Source organism: Serratia sp. 3ACOL1 (assembly GCF_003668775.1).
Taxonomy (GTDB): domain Bacteria; phylum Pseudomonadota; class Gammaproteobacteria; order Enterobacterales; family Enterobacteriaceae; genus Chania; species Chania fonticola.
The window spans coordinates 649194-671073 of the sequence record NZ_CP033055.1 but is presented as its reverse complement, the minus strand read 5'-3'; the positions used below and the strand labels follow the sequence as shown (position 1 = coordinate 671073).

At 53.6% G+C, this 21880-nt stretch carries 17 protein-coding genes; 10 read left to right on the top strand and 7 right to left on the bottom strand.

Annotated elements, in window-relative coordinates:
- The first annotated feature begins 442 nt into the window (after positions 1 to 442).
- Positions 443 to 2029 (top strand): TerC family protein, encoded by a 1587-nt coding sequence (locus D9980_RS03220; protein ID WP_121606396.1) that lies wholly within the window; start codon positions 443 to 445, stop codon positions 2027 to 2029.
- 77 nt (positions 2030 to 2106) lie between these two features.
- Here D9980_RS03220 and dcuC read toward each other — a convergent pair whose 3' ends face one another.
- On the bottom strand, positions 2107 to 3462 hold the full coding sequence (gene dcuC, locus D9980_RS03215; RefSeq protein WP_121606395.1) for an anaerobic C4-dicarboxylate transporter DcuC: 1356 nt from the start codon (positions 3460 to 3462) through the stop codon (positions 2107 to 2109).
- A gap of 569 nt (positions 3463 to 4031) precedes the next feature.
- Here dcuC and D9980_RS03210 point away from each other — a divergent pair.
- The 7 genes from D9980_RS03210 (at position 4032) to araD (ending at position 11858) form a co-directional block, all read left to right on the top strand.
- Positions 4032 to 5099 (top strand): alcohol dehydrogenase catalytic domain-containing protein, encoded by a 1068-nt coding sequence (locus tag D9980_RS03210; RefSeq protein WP_024484881.1) that lies wholly within the window; start codon positions 4032 to 4034, stop codon positions 5097 to 5099.
- Between the two features lie 133 nt (positions 5100 to 5232).
- The gene (locus D9980_RS03205) at positions 5233 to 6150 is read left to right on the top strand and encodes a substrate-binding domain-containing protein (protein WP_121606394.1); all 918 of its coding nucleotides are present in this window, start codon (positions 5233 to 5235) and stop codon (positions 6148 to 6150) included.
- 182 nt (positions 6151 to 6332) lie between these two features.
- Positions 6333 to 7823: a sugar ABC transporter ATP-binding protein gene (locus tag D9980_RS03200; RefSeq protein WP_121606393.1), complete on the top strand. Its 1491-nt coding sequence runs from the start codon at positions 6333 to 6335 to the stop codon at positions 7821 to 7823.
- Positions 7820 to 8809 (top strand): ABC transporter permease, encoded by a 990-nt coding sequence (locus D9980_RS03195; protein WP_021805043.1) that lies wholly within the window; start codon positions 7820 to 7822, stop codon positions 8807 to 8809. The genes D9980_RS03200 and D9980_RS03195 overlap by 4 nt, the downstream gene beginning before the upstream one ends.
- Positions 8810 to 8825: 16 nt before the next feature.
- Complete coding sequence (locus tag D9980_RS03190; RefSeq protein WP_121606392.1) at positions 8826 to 10316, top strand: FGGY-family carbohydrate kinase; 1491 nt, start codon at positions 8826 to 8828, stop codon at positions 10314 to 10316.
- A complete protein-coding gene (locus tag D9980_RS03185) occupies positions 10303 to 11172 on the top strand; it encodes an L-ribulose-5-phosphate 3-epimerase (RefSeq protein ID WP_121606391.1) in 870 nt (289 codons plus the stop codon). Before D9980_RS03190 ends, D9980_RS03185 begins: the two co-directional genes overlap by 14 nt.
- Positions 11166 to 11858: an L-ribulose-5-phosphate 4-epimerase gene (gene araD / locus D9980_RS03180; RefSeq protein WP_121606390.1), complete on the top strand. Its 693-nt coding sequence runs from the start codon at positions 11166 to 11168 to the stop codon at positions 11856 to 11858. The genes D9980_RS03185 and araD overlap by 7 nt, the downstream gene beginning before the upstream one ends.
- A gap of 375 nt (positions 11859 to 12233) precedes the next feature.
- Here the strand turns inward: araD and D9980_RS03175 are convergent, their stop codons facing one another.
- The 4 genes from D9980_RS03175 to udk all read right to left on the bottom strand — a co-directional run bounded on the left by D9980_RS03175 (position 12234) and on the right by udk (position 16619).
- Positions 12234 to 13238 (bottom strand): LacI family DNA-binding transcriptional regulator, encoded by a 1005-nt coding sequence (locus D9980_RS03175; RefSeq protein WP_121606389.1) that lies wholly within the window; start codon positions 13236 to 13238, stop codon positions 12234 to 12236.
- Positions 13239 to 13393: 155 nt separating this feature from the next.
- Entirely contained in the window at positions 13394 to 15235 is a 1842-nt protein-coding gene (asmA, locus tag D9980_RS03170; RefSeq protein WP_121606388.1) for an outer membrane assembly protein AsmA, read from the bottom strand.
- 34 nt (positions 15236 to 15269) lie between these two features.
- A complete protein-coding gene (dcd, locus tag D9980_RS03165) occupies positions 15270 to 15851 on the bottom strand; it encodes a dCTP deaminase (protein WP_024484888.1) in 582 nt (193 codons plus the stop codon).
- A gap of 126 nt (positions 15852 to 15977) precedes the next feature.
- Positions 15978 to 16619, bottom strand: coding sequence for a uridine kinase (gene udk / locus D9980_RS03160; RefSeq protein ID WP_021180590.1), 642 nt, complete (start codon positions 16617 to 16619; stop codon positions 15978 to 15980).
- Positions 16620 to 16875: 256 nt separating this feature from the next.
- Here udk and D9980_RS03155 point away from each other — a divergent pair, with 256 nt between their 5' ends.
- Positions 16876 to 17517: a phosphatase PAP2 family protein gene (locus tag D9980_RS03155; RefSeq protein WP_121606387.1), complete on the top strand. Its 642-nt coding sequence runs from the start codon at positions 16876 to 16878 to the stop codon at positions 17515 to 17517.
- A gap of 244 nt (positions 17518 to 17761) precedes the next feature.
- Here the strand turns inward: D9980_RS03155 and apbC are convergent, their stop codons facing one another.
- Entirely contained in the window at positions 17762 to 18874 is a 1113-nt protein-coding gene (apbC, locus tag D9980_RS03150; RefSeq protein WP_121606386.1) for an iron-sulfur cluster carrier protein ApbC, read from the bottom strand.
- Between the two features lie 160 nt (positions 18875 to 19034).
- On the opposite strand from apbC, the gene metG reads away from it, so the two are divergent.
- Positions 19035 to 21065, top strand: a complete 2031-nt coding sequence (gene metG / locus D9980_RS03145; protein ID WP_121606385.1) for a methionine--tRNA ligase — start codon at positions 19035 to 19037, stop codon at positions 21063 to 21065.
- 270 nt (positions 21066 to 21335) lie between these two features.
- Here metG and D9980_RS03140 read toward each other — a convergent pair whose 3' ends face one another.
- A complete protein-coding gene (locus tag D9980_RS03140) occupies positions 21336 to 21701 on the bottom strand; it encodes an endonuclease domain-containing protein (protein ID WP_202913974.1) in 366 nt (121 codons plus the stop codon).
- Positions 21702 to 21880: the final 179 nt, after the last annotated feature.

Genomic DNA, 21880 nt, shown 5'->3' with positions numbered 1-21880 from the left:
TCTGTTCAGAATTTAATGAGAGGCAAGTCGTAGAGTAGGGAAAAGGCTATGCCTTTCTGGCCAAGTGGTCAGTCTTGCTATCATTTATAGGATGCTAGGATTCTTATACTATTGACCCAGTGAAACAAGTCTTAGTGGCTTTATTAAGACCTTTTCAGAATAAGACTACTAAGGATACTCGATTTTTAAGATTTTACTCGTTTAACTACTTTATAACAAATTGATTATAATGCTTATTATCTAAGCGCAGAATTTATAAACAGCTATTTGTTCTCTGTTTTCTGGTGCTTACCTCCAGTGACAAGATCCTGGTACTGTCTAATTATTCTACTAACATAGATTACCCGCACCCAGTGCGGATTTAATGTTGAAATCCCCTCCCTCAGCGTCCATCATTCTCAATGCGGCATAAGCCGTCGAACTAAAAGGTGAAATTAGGCGTATGGAATGGATCGCAGATCCAACAATTTGGGCCGGCTTGGCCACCCTGGTTGTACTGGAAATCGTACTGGGCATTGACAACCTGATCTTTATCGCCATTTTGGCGGAGAAATTACCTAAGAAACAACGTGATAAAGCCCGCATTGTCGGTCTTTTGCTGGCGTTGGTGATGCGCCTGGCGCTGCTAGCCTCGATATCCTGGCTAGCCACCCTGACCAAACCGCTGTTTGTGGCCATGGGGCACGCTTTCAGTGGCCGCGACCTGATAATGCTGGTCGGGGGTATCTTCCTGCTGTTTAAAGCCACTATGGAGCTGAACGAGCGGCTGGAGGGTAAAGACGAAGAACACCATGGGTCACGCAAAGGTGCGCGTTTCTGGCCGGTGGTCGCGCAGATTGTGGTGCTGGATGCCGTCTTCTCGCTGGATTCGGTGATCACCGCCGTCGGGATGGTCGATCATCTGGCCGTGATGATGATCGCAGTATGTATCGCCATTGGTTTGATGTTGCTGGCCAGCAAACCGCTCACGCGCTTTGTGAATGCTCACCCCACCATTGTTATTCTGTGCCTCAGCTTCTTGCTGATGATTGGTTTCAGCCTAGTGGCCGAAGGCTTTGGCTATGCCATTCCGAAGGGCTATCTCTACGCGGCGATCGGTTTCTCGGTGATGATCGAAGCTTTGAACCAGTTTGCCCAGTTTAACCGCCGCCGTTTCCTTTCCAAGGTGCGGCCTTTGCGTGAGCGTACCGCAGAAGCCGTATTGCGCATGTTAAGCGGTAAGCATGAAGAAGCCGAGATCGACAGCCATTCGGCACATCTGCTGGCAGACAGCTATAACGAGAATGGTGAAATCTTCAACCAGCAGGAACGCCATATGATCGAGCGGGTGCTGGGCATGGCACAGCGCACCGTCAGCAGTATCATGACTTCGCGGCACGATGTGGAATACCTTGGGCTTAACGGCCCGCTGGATAAATTGACGCAGCTGTTGGAGAAAAACCAGCATACGCGCATCGTGGTAACCGAAAATAGCGCCAGCGATGAACCATTAGGGGTGATACACACCATTGATGTGTTGAAACAACAGTTGCAGCAATCACCGCTGGATCTGCGAGCCTTGGTGCGGCAGCCGCTGATCTTCCCGGAGCAGTTAACGTTGCTGTCGGCGCTGGAGCAGTTCCGCCAGGCCAAAACCCACTTTGCATTTGTGGTGGATGAGTTTGGTTCGGTCGAAGGGGTGGTGACGTTAACCGACGTGATGGAAACCATCGCCGGTAATCTGCCAGAGGCCGATGAAGAGGTTGATGCACGCCATGATATCCAGCAAACCAGCGAAGGCTACTGGATTGCCAATGGCCATATGCCACTGGAAGATCTGGTGCTGTATGTACCACTGCCGATAGAAGAAAAGCGGGAATATCATACCTTGGCAGGGTTGCTGATGGAGCATTGCCAACGCATTCCACGCGAAGGGGAACAGTTGAAGATTGGCGACTATCTGTTTGAACCGTTGGAAATCAGTAGTCACCGCATCGTGAAGGTGAAGATCACGCCGTTAGTGACACCTAACGAAGAGGACGAAGAGTAAATCTTTGCTGGGCACCCGCTTGAGGTGCCCAGCATTGATGTCAAATGGGCGCAGCATCCCGCCCCCACAGGCATAGCTTACAGGTGCACTGGCACCAGAAACTCCGTAGCCACAATCACCACCACCAGCCCGACAATCACCGGTACCGAGGTGCGTTTCACCACTTCGAACGGCGAGATTTTTGCCATGCCAGAAACCGCAACGACCACGCCAGACACCGGCGAGAGCGTACGGCCCAGGTTGGAAGCCTGCAGCATCGGGATCACCAGGTAAGCCGGGTTAACCCCCATCTGTGCCGCCAGTTTCGGGATCAGCTCAACAAACGCATAGAACGGCGCATTACCAGAGCCGGTCGTCATCGCCGCCAACATGGTGATCACCACCAACACCAGCATCATGATGATGCCACCGGTGCCAAACGACTGTGCCAGGCTGATCAAGCCGCTGATGAAGCCAACGGTGCTCAAGCCTTGGGCAAACACCCCAGCCGCGACCAACAGCATCACCACGCTGGCAAACGCATCGGCCATGCCACGGTAAGCCACTTCTAAACCGGCAAACACCGTTTTGGCGTTGAAGCTGCGGATAAACTCGATCACCGCGGCCATGAACATACAAATCACCAATACGGTAATGATGTGCAGCTCCGGCCCCCATTTACCATCAAAGACCAGTACCCCCAGGATCGGGGTAAACGGCAAGATGGCGTAAAAACCGGGCGCATTGGTAGTGATTTCACTCACGTCCATGATGTGGTGCTGTTCGTTGGCTTTACGGTCGAGGTAGCGCTGCCAGAAGAAGTGGGCAATCGCCATACAGATAATGGCGGCGATGGAGATAGGCAGCGTGGTTTTGAAGGCGAAATCCACCAGCGGCATTTCGGCCGCCTTGGCTGCCAGCACCACATCACCCGAAGTAGGCGAAAGGATAATGGCTGCAGGAGAAGCACAGATAGCTGCCGCCGCGCCACGGCTGATCCCCACGTTAACCATCAACGGGAACAGCGTTGCCATCAGTAGCACGCCCAGCCCTGTCGCCGAAGAGACGGCCAGTGACATCAGGCAGGCAACAAAGTAGGCCGCAATCATCAGCAAATACGGGGAGTTGATCATCTGCAGCGGGCGGGAGGCCAGCTTGACCACCACGTCATTGGCGCCAATATGCGTCATATAGGCGGCAAAGCCACACAGCATCATGATCATCATGCCGAGATCGCCACCGCGGCTCATCAGCAGGATTTTGACATATTCGAAAATATCGGTGGCGCGCCAGCCGGTCGAAGTCGCACTGGCGGGCAGCAGATTTTTGCCCATAAATGCACTCACCGCCAGCAGCACCAGGCCGCCAACCATTAACACCCCGGTGGCAGAATAGCCCTTGATGATGTAACGGCCAACGAACACCGCCACCAAGGCTCCAATCAGAAGTTCCATTGTTATTCCTCGATTTAATTATTTTATTTCAGCTCATTGCCCGATTGCAGCCGAATAACGCCACACTCTGCCGAAAATCAGTACAGGATATTATGACATTCATCAATGTTGCGGGAGGAAACTATCAACAAATCGTGAAATTCCAAGCCAGGTCGCTTTGGCGATAGCCTTCCACCTGGCGGGTAGATACCGGAAACTGCAGCCAGACAGCTCAGAGCAAGCCAACTGACCATCCAGCCGGATAATAATTGATTTAATTTCAATAAATTAAATGACTCACCGCTCCCCTATCTTGCATACAGCCGACATAACATTGTGATCATGATCTGAATTTGTAGAATCTTTACGCCAGATGTTAACGATGTGTGAGTTTGATCAAACAAATGTTTTCTCCAGTTTGGTTATATGATCGCCAATGTTCACGTTGTCATTTTTGATAAATCGTTAAAATCTGTTCATAAGATAATGAATAATATAACTTAAATAAGTATTAACCTTTTTATTTCCCTAAAAATGACAACGTCAACATTGGTTTCGTATCGCTATCTAGCATGATAATGGAGAGGAAAATGAGTCAGTTACCCGAAAAGATGAGCGCGGTAGTTTGCCATGGCCCGCAGGATTACCGGTTTGAACAAGTCCCTACCCCACTACCTAAAGCCAAGGAGTTGGTGATCAAGGTCGAAGGTTGCGGGATCTGTGCCGGCGATTGTAAGTGTAAAAACGGTGCCCAGATGTTTTGGGGTGAAAACCCTTGGGTAAAACCGCCGGTCGTACCCGGCCACGAATTCTACGGCCGCATTGTTGCCATGGGAGAAGGCACAGAGCAGAAGTACAAGATCGGCGAGCGCGTCATTGCCGAGCAGATCGTGCCTTGCTGGGAGTGCCGTTACTGTAAGTCCGGCAGCTATTGGATGTGCGAGACGCACAATATCTACGGCTTCCAAAAGGACGTGGCCGAGGGGGGAATGTCGGAATACATGCGTTTTTCCGCTAATGCCATCGTGCACAAGATCCCGGAAAGCCTCAGCCATGAAGATGCCGTACTGATCGAGCCGATGGCCTGTGCCATCCACACCGTTGCCCGTGGAGATATCCAGTTAGACGACGTTGTGGTGCTGGCCGGTGCCGGGCCGTTGGGTCTGTGTATGGTGCAAGTTGCCAAGCTGAAGACGCCGAAAAAGCTGATCGTGATCGACGCCATCGACGAACGCTTGGAGTTGGCAAAAGCCTTCGGTGCCGACGTGGTCATCAACCCGCTCAAGGAAGATGCCGATAAAATCGTCAAGGCATTAACCGACGGCTACGGTTGTGATGTTTACATTGAAGCAACTGGCGCACCGATCGGCGTGACCCAAGGATTGCAGATGATCCGTAAGCTCGGCCGCTTTGTCGAGTTCAGCGTGTTTGGCAAGGAAACCACCGTAGACTGGTCCATTATCGGCGATCGCAAAGAGTTGGATATTCGCGGAGCGCACCTGGCACCTTACAGCTATGAAATTGCCATCGATCTTTTTGAACGCGGTCTGGTGACGTCCAAAGGCGTGGTGACCCACAGTTATTCACTAAAAGAGTGGGATCAGGCATTCGCCCTGGCCGATTCAACGGATTCCATCAAGGTTATTTTAGTTCCTTAATATTGAGTGATTAGTTTTAAGCAAACAATGATAACGCCCTATGATGGCGAGGCCGACCTCTGGCCGATAACCACCTAATTATTATAAATAACACTGAAAGAAAAATACCGCCCCTACAACAGGAGAATAAACTATGTTTTCATTATTCAAGAAAACCTTACCCGTGATACTCGCCGGCGGCATGCTGCTGGCCAGCCAATCGGCATTAGCCAAACAGATCACCATTGGCGTTTCATTCCAGGAAATGAATAACGACTATTTTGTCTCCATGAAACAGGCATTAGAGCAGGCCGCCGGTGATATTGGCGCCAAGCTGTATATTGCGGATGCCCATCATGACGTCTCAAAGCAGATTAATGATGTGGAAGATATGCTGCAAAAGAAAGTCGATATTTTACTGATTAACCCGACAGATTCGGTTGGCGTGCAATCGGCGGTGATCTCGGCCCACAAGGCCGGAGCGGTGGTCGTGGCGATCGATGCCCAGGCCGAAGGCCCGTTGGATTCCTTTGTCGGTTCGGAAAACTATGATGCCGGTTTCCAGGCGGGTGAATACCTGGCCAAATCCCTGGGCAACAAAGGCAAAGTGGCGATCCTGGACGGTATCCCGGTGGTGCCGATCCTGGAACGCGTCCGTGGTTTTGAAGACGCCATTAAAAAGCACCCGGAAATGAAGATTGTCACCAAGCAGAACGGCAAGCAAGAGCGTGATACCGCACTGACCGTAACCGAAAACATGCTGCAATCCACTCCCGATCTGGCCGGTATCTTTAGCGTCAACGACGTAGGTGCCCTGGGCGCATTGGCAGCCATTGAGAGTAACGGTGCCAAGGTCAAGTTGGTCAGCGTCGATGGCCAGCCTGAAGCGATTAAGGAGATCCTGAAACCGAACTCGCCGTTTATCGCCACCTCCGCCCAGTTCCCACGCGACCAGGCACGTATTGCCTTGGGGATTGCGCTGGCCCGCCATTGGGGTGCCAACGTGCCAAGCACCATTCCGGTGAAAGTAAAGCTGATCGACAGCAGCAACGCCAAAGGCTTTAGCTGGTAAACGCCCGGCCTCGAGTTTGATGACCACGCGGCAATGCTGCTGAATGTGTAGTTTGCCTCAAACCAACGCATTGATTATCAAAGCGGGCGCAGAATACGGCGCCCCTACAACACAACGAGCCGGTTGAGGTTTGTACCCGCCCCATTTCACAACGGTGGGTATAAAACCCGAAGGAGTTAACCGTGACGGCGTTATTAGAATTAAAACAGATCAAGAAGTCCTTTCCGGGCGTGAAGGCGTTGGACGGTATTGACCTCACCATTCAACACGGCCAAATACACGCCTTGCTAGGGGAAAACGGAGCCGGTAAATCGACGTTGGTGAAAATCCTGTGTGGTATTCACCAACCGGACTCTGGCGAAATAATCATGGAGGGTACCAGCCGCCAGTTTGATAATTATCGGCAGGCCATTAACGCCGGAGTGGGGATCATATTTCAGGAATTCTCGCTTATTCCTTATATGAACGCTCTGGACAATATTTTCCTCAACCGGGAAATCAGGAACCGCTGGGGATTATTAGATCGAAAAGCGATGCGCAAGAAAGCCGAGGCTATTTTCAAGCGGCTGACGGTGAATATCGATCTGGATTGCCCGGTGGCGCAGTTGAGCGTGGCGCAGCAGCAGTTTGTCGAGATTGCCAAGGCGCTGTCGCTGGACGCCCGCATACTGGTGCTGGATGAGCCTACCGCCACCTTGACGCCGGGTGAAGCCGATCACCTGTTCAGCGTCATGAACGATCTGAAACTGCTGGGCGTCGGCATGATTTTCATCTCACACCACCTGGATGAAATCTTCACCATCTGCGACCAGATCACCGTCTTGCGCGACGGCACCTATGTGCAAACGCTGCCCACGGCCGACACCAACGTGGATGAACTGGTGAAGCTGATGGTCGGGCGCAAAATCGAAAATGCCTTCCCGGTGAAGTCGCACCCTGTCGATACCTCGGTTCGCCTGCTGGAAGCCAGCATTCAGCGCACCAAGCATCAGCAGGAAGATCGCTTCCATCTGTTCAAAGGCGAGATCCTGGGATTTGCCGGGTTGGTGGGCTCGGGCCGTACCGAGACGGTCTCCGCGCTGATCGGTGCCAGCGCCTGCTATCGCAAACAGGTCAGCCTTAGTGGGCAACCAACCACCCTGCGGAACCCAGCTTTGGCATTGAAGCAAGGCATTGGCCTACTGCCGGAAAGCCGTAAAACCGAAGGGTTGGTGCTGCCTTTTTCCGTAGCACAGAACATCACCCTCAACCGCCACGAACGGTTCGGCAAGATATTCGTTAACGCCCGCAAGGACAACGATATCGTTCAGCGCCTGATCCGTGCGGTAGGCGTGAAAACCCCGGACGCGGATACCGCCGTCAGCACCCTGAGCGGCGGCAACCAGCAAAAAGTGGTCATTGCCCGCTGGCTGAACAATGACTGCAACATCCTTATTTTTGATGAGCCTACCCGTGGCATTGACGTCGGCGCCAAATCCGAAATCTATCAGCTGATGCAACAGCTCACGCAGAAAGGCATTTCTATCATCATGATTTCATCCGAATTACCGGAAATCATCGGCGTTTGCGATCGCGTGCTGGTGTTCCGTGGCGGCCACATTGTTGCCGAATTGGCAGGGGATGAAATCGAATCTCACAACATCATGCTTCATGCAACCGGGAGTGCATTATGATCGGAATTGAACAATCCCCACCTACCCACGCGGCCCAGAAGCAGAGCCTCGGCAAGCGCTGGGAGAAGTTGCTGCACCACCCCGCGATGCTGCCTTTTATCGGCTTCGCCATTCTGTTCCTGCTGATGAGCGGGCTTAATGACAGCTTCCTGACGGTCAACAACCTGACCAACGTGGCACGCCAGGTGTCGATCAACGCCATTATTGCCGTGGGCATGACCTGCGCAATCCTGACTGGGGGCATCGATCTCTCGGTCGGGCCGGTGATGGCACTGTCCGGTTCCATTGCCGCTGGCCTGATGCTGGGAGGGATCCCTATTCCTCTGGCGATGGTCGCCGCGTTGGCGATCGGCGCCCTGTTTGGCCTGGCCAACGGTGCCTGCATTGCCTATCTGCGCATGCCGCCGATTATCGTCACCCTCGCCTCAATGGGGATCGCTCGTGGTTTAGCACTGCTGTACACCGGCGGCTACCCGATTTCTGGCTTGCCGGACATGTTCTCCTTCTTCGGCCGCGGTTCCGTATTAGGTATTCAAGTACCGGTGCTGATCATGGTCGGCGTTTATATTCTGGCCTACCTGATGCTTAACCACCTGCCGTTTGGCCGCTATGTCTACGCCATTGGCGGCAATGAAGAGGCCGCGCGCCTGAGCGGGATCCGCGTGCCCCGTTACAAAGTCCTGGTGTATGTGGTGAGTGGAACGACCGCCGCACTGGCTGGGTTGGTACTCACTTCACGCCTGATGAGCGGGCAGCCCAACGCCGGTGAAGGTTTTGAACTGGATGCCATCGCCGCCGTAGTGCTTGGTGGGGCCGCCATCTCAGGAGGCAGAGGCGCCATTATCGGCACGCTGGTAGGAGCCATGATGCTTGGCGTACTGAATAACGGCCTCAACCTGATGAGCGTGTCGCCTTACATCCAGAACGTGGTCAAGGGCGGCATTATCCTCGCCGCTATCTACCTCAGTTCCAGCCGCCGTAAATAAGCTAGGGAGAACCGATATGGGATATTTTCTGGGCATTGATATTGGCGGCACGCTGATCAAGGCGGGTCTATACCGAGCTAACGGTGAGGAAATTGCCGTAGCGGAGTGTGATGGGGAAACTATTTCCCCACAACCCGGTTTCTCTGAGCGCGAGATGGAACCCTTGTGGCGTGACCTTTGCCAGACCATTCGTCAGGTACTCAACCTCGCGGATATAACCGGCGATCGGGTGCGTGGCGTAAGCTTCTCATCACACGGCAAAGGGCTATATGCGATTGATAAAAAGGGCCTGCCGGTCCGCAACGGCATCGTTTCTTCGGATACTCGTGCCGGGGCGATGGTGGTTGAGTTACAGCAGCAAGGTATTGAAGCCGTCACCTACCCCCGTAGCCTGCAGCCCATCTGGAACAGCCATCCGGCAGTGCTGTTACGTTGGCTGAAACAGCATGAGCCCGCGCAATATGAGGCGATTGATCGAGTGCTGATGGCTCATGACTACCTGCGCTTTCGCCTGACGGGTGAAGCAACGGCGGAGATCACCAACATCTCCGGCAGCAACCTGTTCAACCAGCAAACGGCCGACTACGACCCAGTGTTGATGGCGGCATTCGGCATTGAGGAAGTGGCCGACAAAACCGCGCCACTGCTAGGTTCCGCCGAGCTTGCCGGGCAAGTGACCTCTACTGCTGCCGCCCAATGCGGATTACCGGCAGGAACGGCGGTGTATGGCGGCCTGTTTGATGTGGTTGGCGCGGCCTTGTGCTCGGGAGTGGTCGACGATCGCACCCTGAGCGCCGTGGCGGGTACCTGGTCGATCGCTACCTGCGTAACGGAGAACCTGATCCCCTCCTCCCATCCTTTTGCCTGGGGGCGTTATTGCATGGAGGGCCGCTACTTTGTTCACGAAGGCAGCCCAACCTCGGCGAGCAATCTGGCCTGGTTCTTACGGCAGTTTTGCGACAACGATCATCAGCGTTATGCGCAGTTCAACCGTTGGGTACAAGAACGCAGCAAACAGCCGAGTGACATCACATTCCTGCCGTACCTGTTCGGCTCCAACCTCGGTAGCAATCTGCCGGGCGGGCTGATTGGCCTGGGCGGGCACCATGACATGGCCGATATCGTGCATGCGATCTATCAAGGCATCGTGTTCTCTCATCTGGTTCATCAGGATCGTCTGGTGGCGCTAAATCCACGCGTAGAGCGTATTCGCATGACCGGCGGCCCCACACAGTCCGACGTCTGGATGCAGATGTTTGCCAACGCCGGTAATTTGCCGCTGGAGGTGGTGAATATCCAGCAAAGTGGCTGCCGGGCCGCGGCGATCTGTGCCGCCGTGGGTGCCGGAGAGTACAGCAGCTTTACCGAGGCCGTGCAGGTTATTCAGCCTGAAGTACATACCTATTACCCCGACGCGGCGGCTAACCGACGCTTACGCGATCGCTTTGCGGGCTACCTGAATATCGCCCAAGTTTTAAATGAGGCCAAACAGCATGCAAACCACTAATAACGTCTCGCTTGGGCTGTACGAAAAAGCCTTGCCAGCGGATCTTGATTGGGCACAACGCCTGGGTATCGCCAGCGAGTTGGGTTTCCAATTTATGGAGATCTCCATTGATGAGCAGCCGGAACGCCAACAGCGCCTGGACTGGGATCGTCAGCAGCGGCTGGCGCTGATCAACGCCCGTTTTGACAGTGGCATCACGGTGCCCAGCATGTGCTTATCCGCCCATCGTCGTTATCCGTTTGGCAGCCATGATGCCGCCATCCGCCAACAGGCACGCACGTTGATGGAAAAGGCGTTGGATTTCGCCGTCGACGTCGGGATCAGGAATATTCAGCTAGCGGGGTATGACGTCTATTACGAAACTGCCGATCGCCATACCCGCCAGCGTTTTATCGAAGGTATGCAATGGGCGGTAGAGCTTGCAGCCAAGGCACAGGTGATGCTGTCCGTGGAGATCATGGATACCACCTTTATCAACAGCATCAGCAAATGGCGCGAATTTGCCAGGCAGATTGAAAGCCCGTGGTTTACCGTCTATCCCGATATCGGCAACCTCAGCGCCTGGGGCAATGACGTCGATTTTGAGCTGGAGCAAGGCATCGACAAGATCACCGCCATCCATTTAAAAGATACTTTACCAGTGCTGCCGGGCACTACAGGGCAATTCCGCGATGTGCCTTTCGGCAGCGGCTGCGTGGACTTTGCTCATACCTTTGCCGTGTTGAATCGGCTCAACTATCGCGGCCCATTCCTGCTGGAAATGTGGACACGCAACGATGGCCAGGATATCCAGCATATCACCCAGGCCAAGAGCTGGATCGAGCAGCAGATGAAACAGGGAGGCATCACATGTTAAGTGAGTTGAAGCAGCAGGTATTGGCGGCCAATCTCAGCCTGCCGGGTTATGGTTTGGTGACCTTTACCTGGGGTAACGTGTCGGCGATCGATCGCCAGCAGGGGCTGGTGGTGATCAAACCTTCGGGGATCGCCTATGAGGTGATGACGATAGACGATCTGGTGGTGGTGGATTTGGACGGAGTTATCCAAGAAGGGCAGCGTAAACCGTCCTCGGATACCGATACTCATTTGGCGCTGTATCGCGCCTTTCCCGAGATTGGCGGCATCGTCCATACCCACAGCCGTAATGCCACCATCTGGGCACAGGCTGGCCAGGCGATCCCGGCCCTGGGCACCACCCATGCCGACTATTTTTATGGTGACATTCCCTGTACCCGCCCTATGCGTGAGGACGAGATTGCTGGCGACTATGAGCGGGAAACAGGTCAGGTGATTATCGAGACGTTCCAACAGGCGAAGCGCGATCCGCAGCAGGTGCCGGGGGTGTTGGTCTATTCTCACGGGCCGTTCGCCTGGGGAAAAACGGCGGCGGATGCGGTGCATAATGCGGTGGTGATGGAGGAAGTGGCAGCAATGGCGATGGCCACGCGGCAATTGACTCCGACGATCCCGCCCATGCAACCCGCGCTGCTGGATAAGCACTTTTTACGCAAACACGGTAAAAATGCTTACTACGGGCAGTAATGGGGTGGATTAGCCTGATAACTCAGCGAATTACCCCTCACCCTAACCCTCTCCCACAGGGCTGTCTCTTATACACAACTCGGCATCTTACTGTTTTTTATGGGAATTATTTCAAGCACATCAATAGGGCGCTCGGAAAAATTCTCTTTAAAATCAGCCTGCTATGTTTCTCAAATTACGGCCATTTGACCGCAACTTGAGATGTGTATAAGAGACAGCCCACAGGGAGAGGGGACCGATCGAGTTCGTTGATTGCCCTGAGTAAGACCTTGCCTTTCTTGTTTTTACTCCCTACTTTCCGAAGCTACACGGGCTACGTATGCGTACCGTACAGCTCCCTCTCCCTGTGGGAGAGGGTTGGGGTGAGGGGCCACATCACTCGACAAGCAACATTCCGGTAAAGAATTCCCGCCTCAATGGCTGATCGCTGTGATTATTTTTAATCGCATTAAACAATAACTCTGCCGCGATTTCCCCTAACACCTGCGTATCGTGATAAACCCCGGCAATATGCTGCCCATAATCCCGCGCCTTGGGCGGTTCATCGATCGAGAAGAATTTCACCCGATGGTAAATATCCAACTGATGGCATAAAGAAATTGCACCCAGCGTGATAATACCATTGAGGCCCACGATATAATCCGGTTGATGCCGTTCATCGGCAAGATACTCTTTTACCCGTGCCGCCTGCGAAATAAAATCATAGTCGCCATGGATAATGGTGATTTTACTCCCCTTCTCCTCCAGAGCATCAATAATCCCCTGGGTTCGTGCCAAGGTAATTTCCGAGTCGGCCGGGCCGCCCAGGATCAGAATATTACTTTCCGGCTGCTCGGCCAGATATTTCCCGGCCAGTTTGCCAATCTCTTGGTTGTTGAGGAACACGCCACTAAGCTGTTGATTATAAATGTCCCTGTCGATCAGGATCAGCGGAGTATGATAGCGTTCGGCCTGATCAAGGTAGGCGGGTTGATAATGCCGATCGTCGCGTACGGCAGAAAGCAAAATGCCCCGCGCCTTATAACCGAACAGCGCCTGTACCGCCTGCATTTCAGCCTCTTCGCTGCCGTCGGTATCAAACAGCATAATCTGATAGCCCTGCATGCGGGCAATGCGCGATACGGTTTGGATCAGGTTGGAATAAAAAGGGTTATACATGCTGCTGGTAACAATGCCGATAATTTGGCTGCTGCTTTTCTTTAATCCCTGAGCGAAAGCATTGGGAACATAATTAAGCTCTTTGGCAATAGCATGAATTTTCTCTAGCGTTTCAGACTTTACCAGTTCGGGTTTATTAAAAGCACGGGAGACAGTGATATTGGTCACGTTGGCTCGGCGGGCAATATCCACAATGGTGGCATTAGAATTCGCTTTTGACACCGTCAATCCTTGCTTTATTCATTAACAGATCCCTTATTGTAGGGAAGCCATCAGCAGTATGCCAGATGAATATCAAAGGTATCGATTTTGTCGTTTGGGGGGCAAACCCGCGCTCACCATAACCTAAAGAGAGCGCGGGCAGTGTTTGATAAGGTTTACAGCTTATCGAGCAGCTTTTTCAGATCCTGGCCATCCTGGGAGCCTTTATTCTTCTCCGCCCACTTGTTCAAGGCGTCTTTGGCACGATCCTGCAGTTTCTTACGCAATAGCTGATCGACCTGTAGCTGATAATTGAGCTGATCCCAAGGGCCATAGACACGCAGTGGGATCGGCGTTTCGCGCAGTTGTGCGATTAACGCATTGTTGCCCTGCCAACCCCCTGTTACCAGTACGTTCATGGTTAAATCGCACTGTTTGCCAGGCATATTAAGCGTACCGCTACCGGTCAGGCTCATCACCGGCGACTCTGCCTGTAACTCGCTGAGCGTGATCTGTCCCTTGCTCAAGCTGGCCTTGGCGCTCATTTGTTGCACCGCGGTGTAGCGCTGGTTGTTATCCTCACCACGCACGCTACTGTCATTACGCGCCACGGCTTGCTGGATAAGCTGTTGAATATTCAGACCATGAAGCTGCGCATTCTGCATGGACAGCTCCGCCGTTCCTTGCCAGCGATGTTCGAAAGCCTTGGCATTGAGGCGGTCGCCGCTCAAATCGCCCTGCATGTTGAACGTGCCGGTCAACGCCGATGGCATGTCGAAGGCCTTGAGTACCTCGCCCAGCTCAATGTGCCGTAACTGCGGCTGCAGTTTAATCAGCGGCTTATCAGTTCGCGCATCCATCGAACCTGGCAGGGAGAAATCACCACCGGCCAACTTGCCAGACAGCGTAGTCACCGTCATTAATCCCTGTTGGTTGCTTGCCTGCACCGCCAGCTGATTAATCGACATCCCACGGTAGGTAACCTGGTCCGCCTTCAGCTTGAGTTGGGCGTTGAAGTCACGTAACACCTGTAAATTCTGTTGCGGATCGTCCGCCTGATTGGCAATCACCGGGGATGCAGTCACCGGCGGCGGCAGCTTCTCCTCATCAGGGGTTTTTGTCTGCCAGCCCGAGAGTGCATCCAGATTGAGTTGTGTGGCACTGAGATCCAAGATGTAAGCAGGCACTGGTCCGAACTGCGCGCTAGCACTCCCAGTCAACTGGCTATCATTGGCACTGAGCATCAGTTGGCTCAAGACAATCTGCTGCGAAGCCTGCTGATAAACCGCCTGTACGCTCCCTTCCCCCTTGATGGCACCGGCAAGAATATCTGCGCCCTCAAGCTGGTAGCTAAACTGCGTGACCTGCGCGCCTATCTGGCGGGGAAACTGTTGCAGATCGAGATTGGCCGCCAGGTTGAAGCTCAGATCGCGTTGGTCGCGATTCACCCTGCTGGAAAGCTCGATCTGCGCCTGATGCTTGTCATTCTGCTGCAGGGTCAGATTGATATCGCGAACGTTAATCTGCTCGTTGTTGGCTCGTTGCCAGATCAGCAGGCTATCCACCACCCGCAGGTTGTCGATATCAAATTTCCACAGGGATCCCGAGCCATCATCTGCCTGGTTACCACCGGGGGCGATAGGGGCATCGGGCTGGTTTTGTTCTGCGCTGTCGGGGGTCAGGCGGATGACGGCATTTTTCAGCATCACCTGCTTAACGTAAAGCTGGTGGGAGAGGAGCGGCAGCAGTTTGACGTCCAGACGCATATTATCTGCGCTGACCGCCGGAGCCGCTGCCCCTGGCGCCGTCAGCGTCATTCGCCCGGCAAGAATGCTCAACTGTGGCCAGACATGCCAACGAAGGTCGCCTTCCAGCGTCAGATGATAGCCGCTGCTCTGCTCAACCTTCTTGATCATATAGCCGCGGAAATCATTCGGATTAACCAACAGCACCAAGGCAGACATCCCTGCCACCAGCACCACCAGCAAAATCACCAAAGTCGTCAGTAGTCTTCTCATGCCATCCTCGTGTCAGCGTAATACCGGTTCGCTGTTAATCCTTGTCAATACGACTGGCCACGGCCCCTTGCTGATCCCTGTATTTCGCGTCCTGGCGGCTATTGTATGGCCGTGCCGCAGGCCCGGAAAGCGGTTCAAAACTCAGCGCACCGATCAACATGCCAGGGCGTAATGCCAACGGCAGCTTACCTGAATTATAGAACTCCAGCACAATGCAGCCTTGCCAGCCTGGATCGATACGGTGTGCGGTAACGTGCACCATCAATCCCAGGCGGGCTAACGAAGAGCGGCCATCGAGCCAGCCAACCAGATCGTTAGGGATGGTGACCGACTCCAGCGTCACCGCCAGCGCCAGTTCACCTGGATGAAGGAAGAAGGCTTCGCCTTCCGGCAGCACGATTTCATCGCTCATTACGCGGTCGAGGGCGGCGCTCACTTCATCCTTTGGGCCACTGAGATCGATAAAGGCAGCGGTATGACCACGGAACACACGGAACTGATTGCCCAGACGGACATCCACTGTGGCCCCGTTAATACGCTCAATGGGAGGACGCGGTGAAATCACCAGTTTTCCGTTATCCAGCCAGGCTTCGATATCGCGGTCGCACAGTCTCATTATTTTCTCCATTCCATCAAGGCGCATAAACTTATACGAAAATTGCCACACAACGGGCTCAAGGTCTATGTCAGGGCTCAAATAGTTCGCTAAAGGCCAGCAAAAACAGGCTGGCCTGTTAATGAGTTATTCAAAGAATTGGCTGATTTTTGCCTTCAGGATATCTATCGCGATACGGTTTTTACCCCCGCGCGGTACGATAATATCGGCGTATTGCTTTGAAGGCTCAATAAACTGCAGGAACATTGGGCGGACGGTTTTCTGGTACTGCGCCATCACGGAATCCATGGAGCGGCCACGCTCATTCACGTCGCGCTTCATACGGCGCATCAGGCAAATATCCAGCGGGGTATCGACGAAGATCGAGAAGTTCATTTCCTGGCGCAGGCGGATATCCGTCAATAACAGGATCCCTTCCAGGATGATGACTTTCTTGGGCTCGAGATGGATCGTCTCTTTCTTACGCGTATGTTCGGTGTAGCTATACAGCGGCAGCTCAATCGCCTGGCCGGATTTCAGCATTTGCAGATGCTGGAACAGCAGATTGTGATCCATGGCGCTGGGGTGGTCATAGTTGGTTTTGACCCGCTCTTCCATGGTCAGGTGCGTCTGGTCTTTGTAGTAACTGTCTTCCGGGATCACACCGATATGTTGATCGCCAACCTGATCGCGAAGTTCGCGGTATAACGTACTGGCAATAAGGCTTTTTCCGGAGGCTGATGCGCCAGCTATACCAATAATGACGCACTGATGCGACTTGTCAGTCATAAAATTAAAGACCTGATTTCATATGTGGGGAAAGGGGGTATAAAACAGGTCAATTATAGGGAGTTAGTGCTCCCGGCGCCAGCGTTTAGACGGTATGGCGGGAGATTATCCCCACAATCCGGCGTAATTGACATGCAGAGTATCTTTTGCCGCGGGATTTAAGATTTTTTACGCTACTGCAAATCGGCGACTCAGGGTACAATTCACGCCATCATCAAGACCGTCTTCGATCCTATTTCTTAGAGTACAACCGCACATGAACTGGCATTTTCTGACTTTTTTTGGTGACAGCATGCTGCTGCTGCCCTGCGCAGCCATCGTCTTTATTATTTTACTCCTGTCCCCTACCAGCAGAAAACCGACCTGGCAATGGATGCTGTTGTTTGGCGGCGTAGGTGCCGTAGTTTGCGTATCGAAGCTGGCGTTTATGGGTTGGGGCATAGGCAGTCGCCACTGGGATTTTACCGGGTTCAGCGGCCACTCGGCCCTGTCTGCCAGTATCTGGCCGGTTTTGCTGTGGTTGCTCTGTGGGCGTTTCTCGTCGCCAGTCAGACGCACCGCGGTGATCGTCGGCTATCTGTTGGCCGCCGTAGTCGGTTATTCACGTTTGGTGATCCACGCCCATTCTACTTCTGAGGTGATCACCGGTCTGGCGCTCGGCTTTATCGTCAGCAGCACCTTCTTAATGCTACAACGTGGCACGCAGCCACCGCGGCTGTCCTACCGCAAAATCGCCGTTACGCTGGCGCTGCCCCTTGTCCTGATCAATTCTGGCACTGCGGCACCGACCCAGGGGTTACTGGAAAGGATTGCCGTGACTATTGCACCGGTAGAAAAACCTTTTGTCCGGGCTGATTTGCACAAAAAACCACAGGTTTCAGCACCTCAGAGTCGTTAATGACCCCTCACCCTAACCCTCTCCCATAGGGAGAGGGAACCGATCGAGTTAGGTTGAAAGTGTAGTGATTCTTCATCAGTTCCAGCTGACTGACCCTGTTCATCCTGGTTAAAGTGACGGTCGAGCTGCCTGATCACCTTATTACTTCCAAAAGAGCAGGGGTTATCAGCTCCCTCTCCCTGTGGGAGAGGGTTGGGGTGGGGGGGAGACGAGAGCACTAAACTAACAATTTAATGCAGGGCAATCACAAAGCGCGGAAGGAAATCTCGGTAGGGATGGCTTCCCCCTGCCAATACATCTGAGCCGCAACGCGCCCCGCCAGTTGACGGTACATCTCGGCAAACTCGCTGTCCGGGCGGCTGACCACGGTCGGTTGCCCGCGATCCAGATCTTCCCGCAACGAGATATGCAACGGCATCTGCCCCAACAGGCGGCTATGGTATTTCTGCACCAGTTTCTCTGCCCCACCGGTACCGAAAATTGGCTCGTGATGACCACAGTTGCTGCACACATGCATGCTCATGTTCTCAACGATGCCCAATACCGGCACATGCACCTTTTCGAACATCACAATGCCTTTGGCGGCATCAAGCAGGGCGATATCCTGTGGTGTCGTCACCACCAGCGCACCGGTCACCGGGATATTCTGCGACAGGGTCAGTTGGATATCTCCGGTTCCTGGCGGCATATCCAGCACCAGATAATCCAGATCCGGCCACAGCGTATCCTGCAATAGTTGCAGCAGCGCCTTGCTGGCCATCGGCCCGCGCCACACCATGGCGTTGTCGTCGGTCACCAGGTAGCCGATAGAGTTGGTCGCTAAACCGTGCGCCATGATCGGAGCCATATGCTGGCCGTCCGGCGAGGTTGGGCGTTCATGTTCAGTCCCCAACATGTTGGGGATCGACGGGCCATAAATGTCCGCATCCAGGATCCCCACTTTGGCACCTTCGGCGATCAGTGCCAGCGCCAGGTTGACTGCGGTGCTGGATTTCCCCACCCCGCCTTTGCCTGAGCTGACGGCAATTATGTTACGCACGCCCTTCACACCGGCCTGGTCATTGGCGCGTTTCAAGGTGGTGATATCGTGTTTCAGCTTCCATTCGATAGCCTGAACGCCGGTCACGCGCAGCAGTTCGGCGCTTACAGATTCTTTCAGCGCCTCAAACCCGCTATGCCAGGCAAACGGCATGACCAATTCGATATGCAGGACATTGTCCAGTAGCGTGCAGTGGTGGATGGCTTTCAGTGCGGTCAGGTTGTTTTTTAACGTCGGGTGTTCGAAGGCGGCCAATACTCCGGTCACCAGGGCGCGCAGAACTTCAGGGTTGGTCTGCTCAGGGGATTTGGCGTTCATCCCGGCTCCTTGATTTTGAATGGGTAGCAACCTGGTAAGCATATCAGAACTGCAGGGTAACTCGCTCGTATAACCCGAAAGAAACCGCCCTAGCAGCAGAGAGCGCGATCGGGTAACATCAAAGACCCTTTTCACTCATTAAAGAAAGCAACTTTTCATTATGGCTCAAGTCGCGAAAAAATTATTGGTGACGTGCGCGCTACCGTACGCAAATGGTTCCATCCATCTCGGCCACATGCTCGAGCACATCCAGGCAGATATCTGGGTTCGTTACCAACGAATGCGCGGCAACGAAGTTCATTTCATCTGTGCGGATGACGCGCACGGTACGCCAATCATGCTCAAAGCGCAGCAGATGGGTATCCCGCCGGAAGAGATGATCGCGGAAATGAGCCGCGAGCACCAACAGGATTTCGCCGGTTTTGGCATCAGCTATGAGAATTATCATTCGACCCATAGCGAAGAAAACCGTGAACTGTCAGGTGTGATCTATGGCCGCTTGAAAGAGAACGGTCATATCAAGCGACGCACCATTTCTCAGCTTTACGATCCCGAGAAAGGCATGTTCCTGCCGGATCGTTTTGTGAAGGGCACCTGCCCGAAATGTAAATCTCCGGATCAATATGGCGATAACTGCGAAGTTTGTGGCGCAACCTACAGCCCAACCGAGCTGATCGACCCTAAATCCGTGGTTTCCGGCGCTACCCCGGAAATGCGTGATTCTGAGCACTATTTCTTCGACCTGCCTGCTTTCAGCGACATGCTGCAAGCCTGGACACGCTCCGGCGCGCTGCAAGAGCAGGTGGCAAACAAGATGCAGGAATGGTTCGAATCCGGTCTGCAACAGTGGGATATCTCCCGTGATGCACCGTATTTCGGCTTCGAAATTCCGGATGCCCCAGGCAAATATTTCTACGTCTGGCTGGATGCGCCAATCGGTTACATGGGCTCGTTCAAGAACCTGTGCGATAAACGCGGCGATCTGGATTTCGACGAGTTCTGGCGTAAAGACTCCACTACCGAGCTGTATCACTTCATCGGTAAGGATATCGTCTACTTCCACAGCCTGTTCTGGCCGGCAATGTTGGAAGGCAGTGATTTCCGCAAGCCAACCAGCCTGTTTGTGCACGGCTATGTGACGGTGAACGGCGCCAAGATGTCCAAGTCGCGCGGCACCTTCATTAAAGCTGGTACCTACCTCAAGCACCTGGATGCCGATTGCCTGCGTTATTACTACGCCGCCAAGCTCTCTTCACGCATCGACGATATCGACCTGAATCTGGAAGACTTCGTGCAGCGAGTGAATGCGGATATCGTGAACAAAGTGGTCAACCTGGCTTCCCGTAACGCTGGCTTTATCAACAAGCGTTTTGCCGGGCAGTTAGCCGATCACCTGGCCGACCCTGCGCTGTACCAGACCTTTGTTGATGCTGCCACCAGCATTGCGCAGGCCTATGCCAGCCGTGAAACCAGCCGGGCGATCCGCGAGATCATGGCGCTGGCCGATCTGGCCAACCGCTATGTCGATGAGCAGGCTCCTTGGGTCGTAGCGAAAGAAGAAGGCCGCGACGCCGATCTGCAAGCTATCTGTTCGATGGGTATCAACCTGTTCCGCGTGCTGATGACCTACCTGAAGCCGGTACTGCCTGCGTTGACCGAACGTGCCGAAGCGTTCCTCAACTGCGAACTGAGCTGGGATGGCATTGAGCAGCCGCTTCTGAGCCATCAGGTGAGCACCTTCAAGGCGTTGTTCAACCGTATCGATCTCGACAAAGTGAATGAAATGGTAAATGCATCAAAAGAAGATCTGGCCGCCAGCCAGAAGGTTGTCAGCGGCCCGCTGGCGGACGATCCGATCCAGGACACCATCAGCTTTGACGATTTTGCCAAGGTCGATATGCGCATCGCGCTGATCAAGAGCGCCGAGTTTGTTGAAGGCTCCGACAAGCTGCTGAAGCTGCAGTTGGATCTGGGCGGTGAATCACGCCAGATCTTCTCCGGTATTCGCTCTGCCTACCCTGATCCTTCACTGCTGGAAGGGCGTTTGACGATTATGGTGGCCAACCTGGCACCGCGTAAAATGCGCTTTGGCGTTTCTGAAGGGATGGTGATGGCGGCTGGCCCTGGCGGCAAGGAGATCTTCCTGCTCAGCCCGGACAGCGGCGCACAGCCTGGCATGCAGGTTAAGTAAGCTTTTGTAATATCGAGCAAAGTCCCCTCACCCTAACCCTCTCCCACAGGGAGAGGGGACTGATCGAGTTCGTTGATTTCTCTGAGTTATACCCAGCCTTTCTTCTTACTCCTTACTTTCCGACCTAGTAATACCTATCGAGTTCGTTGATTTCTCTGAGTCATACCCAGCCTTTCTTCTTATTCATTTATTTCCGAAGCAGCACGGGCTAACTATATGCTCCGGGCAGCTCCCTCTCCCTGTGGGAGAGGGTTGGGGTGAGGGGCAATCTCAACGGCCAGAATGAGGGGATATCTTGCGCTGCAGATGCCATAAAATCACCTGTCTCACACCCTCCCAATTAAGTAAAACCTCATCATTCCAAAAACAAATCACGGTAAAACATTGCTGCTCTAGAAAATGGGTACGCTGCTGATCATAAGCCACCTGCACCGAATGCTGGCCGCCATCCAGCTCAACAATCAGCCTCGCCTGCCAACACGCAAAATCGGCAAAGAAAGGCCCAACCGGAAATTGTCGCCGAAACTTAAACCCCGCCAAGCGGCGATCGCGCAGCTGCAGCCACAAGGCTAGTTCTGCCTCGGTCATATCAGATCTTAAACGGCGTGCCTTAATCAGCGTGATTGCACTCTTCATCAGCCAAGATTACCGCCACCAGCACCGTCGATCTCCCGGCTCCTGCCAAAACTGCGCACCCCATCCAAACCAATCGTTATAACACCTGAGAAAAATTCATAAGCCGGTGGATTCCCAATTGCCGGGCATCTGGTTATGATGCTGCATCGCATAAAATAGACGTCCAGACGGAAAGATAT

What these genes read in the sequence shown, in the direction of transcription:
- D9980_RS03220 (WP_121606396.1), top strand. Translation starts at nt 443, where the DNA reads ATGGAATGGATCGCAGATCCAACAATTTGGGCCGGCTTGGCCACCCTG.
- dcuC (WP_121606395.1), bottom strand. Translation starts at nt 3,462, where the DNA reads ATGGAACTTCTGATTGGAGCCTTGGTGGCGGTGTTCGTTGGCCGTTAC.
- D9980_RS03210 (WP_024484881.1), top strand. Translation starts at nt 4,032, where the DNA reads ATGAGTCAGTTACCCGAAAAGATGAGCGCGGTAGTTTGCCATGGCCCG.
- D9980_RS03205 (WP_121606394.1), top strand. Translation starts at nt 5,233, where the DNA reads ATGTTTTCATTATTCAAGAAAACCTTACCCGTGATACTCGCCGGCGGC.
- D9980_RS03195 (WP_021805043.1), top strand. Translation starts at nt 7,820, where the DNA reads ATGATCGGAATTGAACAATCCCCACCTACCCACGCGGCCCAGAAGCAG.
- D9980_RS03190 (WP_121606392.1), top strand. Translation starts at nt 8,826, where the DNA reads ATGGGATATTTTCTGGGCATTGATATTGGCGGCACGCTGATCAAGGCG.
- D9980_RS03185 (WP_121606391.1), top strand. Translation starts at nt 10,303, where the DNA reads ATGCAAACCACTAATAACGTCTCGCTTGGGCTGTACGAAAAAGCCTTG.
- araD (WP_121606390.1), top strand. Translation starts at nt 11,166, where the DNA reads ATGTTAAGTGAGTTGAAGCAGCAGGTATTGGCGGCCAATCTCAGCCTG.
- asmA (WP_121606388.1), bottom strand. Translation starts at nt 15,235, where the DNA reads ATGAGAAGACTACTGACGACTTTGGTGATTTTGCTGGTGGTGCTGGTG.
- dcd (WP_024484888.1), bottom strand. Translation starts at nt 15,851, where the DNA reads ATGAGACTGTGCGACCGCGATATCGAAGCCTGGCTGGATAACGGAAAA.
- udk (WP_021180590.1), bottom strand. Translation starts at nt 16,619, where the DNA reads ATGACTGACAAGTCGCATCAGTGCGTCATTATTGGTATAGCTGGCGCA.
- D9980_RS03155 (WP_121606387.1), top strand. Translation starts at nt 16,876, where the DNA reads ATGAACTGGCATTTTCTGACTTTTTTTGGTGACAGCATGCTGCTGCTG.
- apbC (WP_121606386.1), bottom strand. Translation starts at nt 18,874, where the DNA reads ATGAACGCCAAATCCCCTGAGCAGACCAACCCTGAAGTTCTGCGCGCC.
- metG (WP_121606385.1), top strand. Translation starts at nt 19,035, where the DNA reads ATGGCTCAAGTCGCGAAAAAATTATTGGTGACGTGCGCGCTACCGTAC.
- D9980_RS03140 (WP_202913974.1), bottom strand. Translation starts at nt 21,701, where the DNA reads ATGAAGAGTGCAATCACGCTGATTAAGGCACGCCGTTTAAGATCTGAT.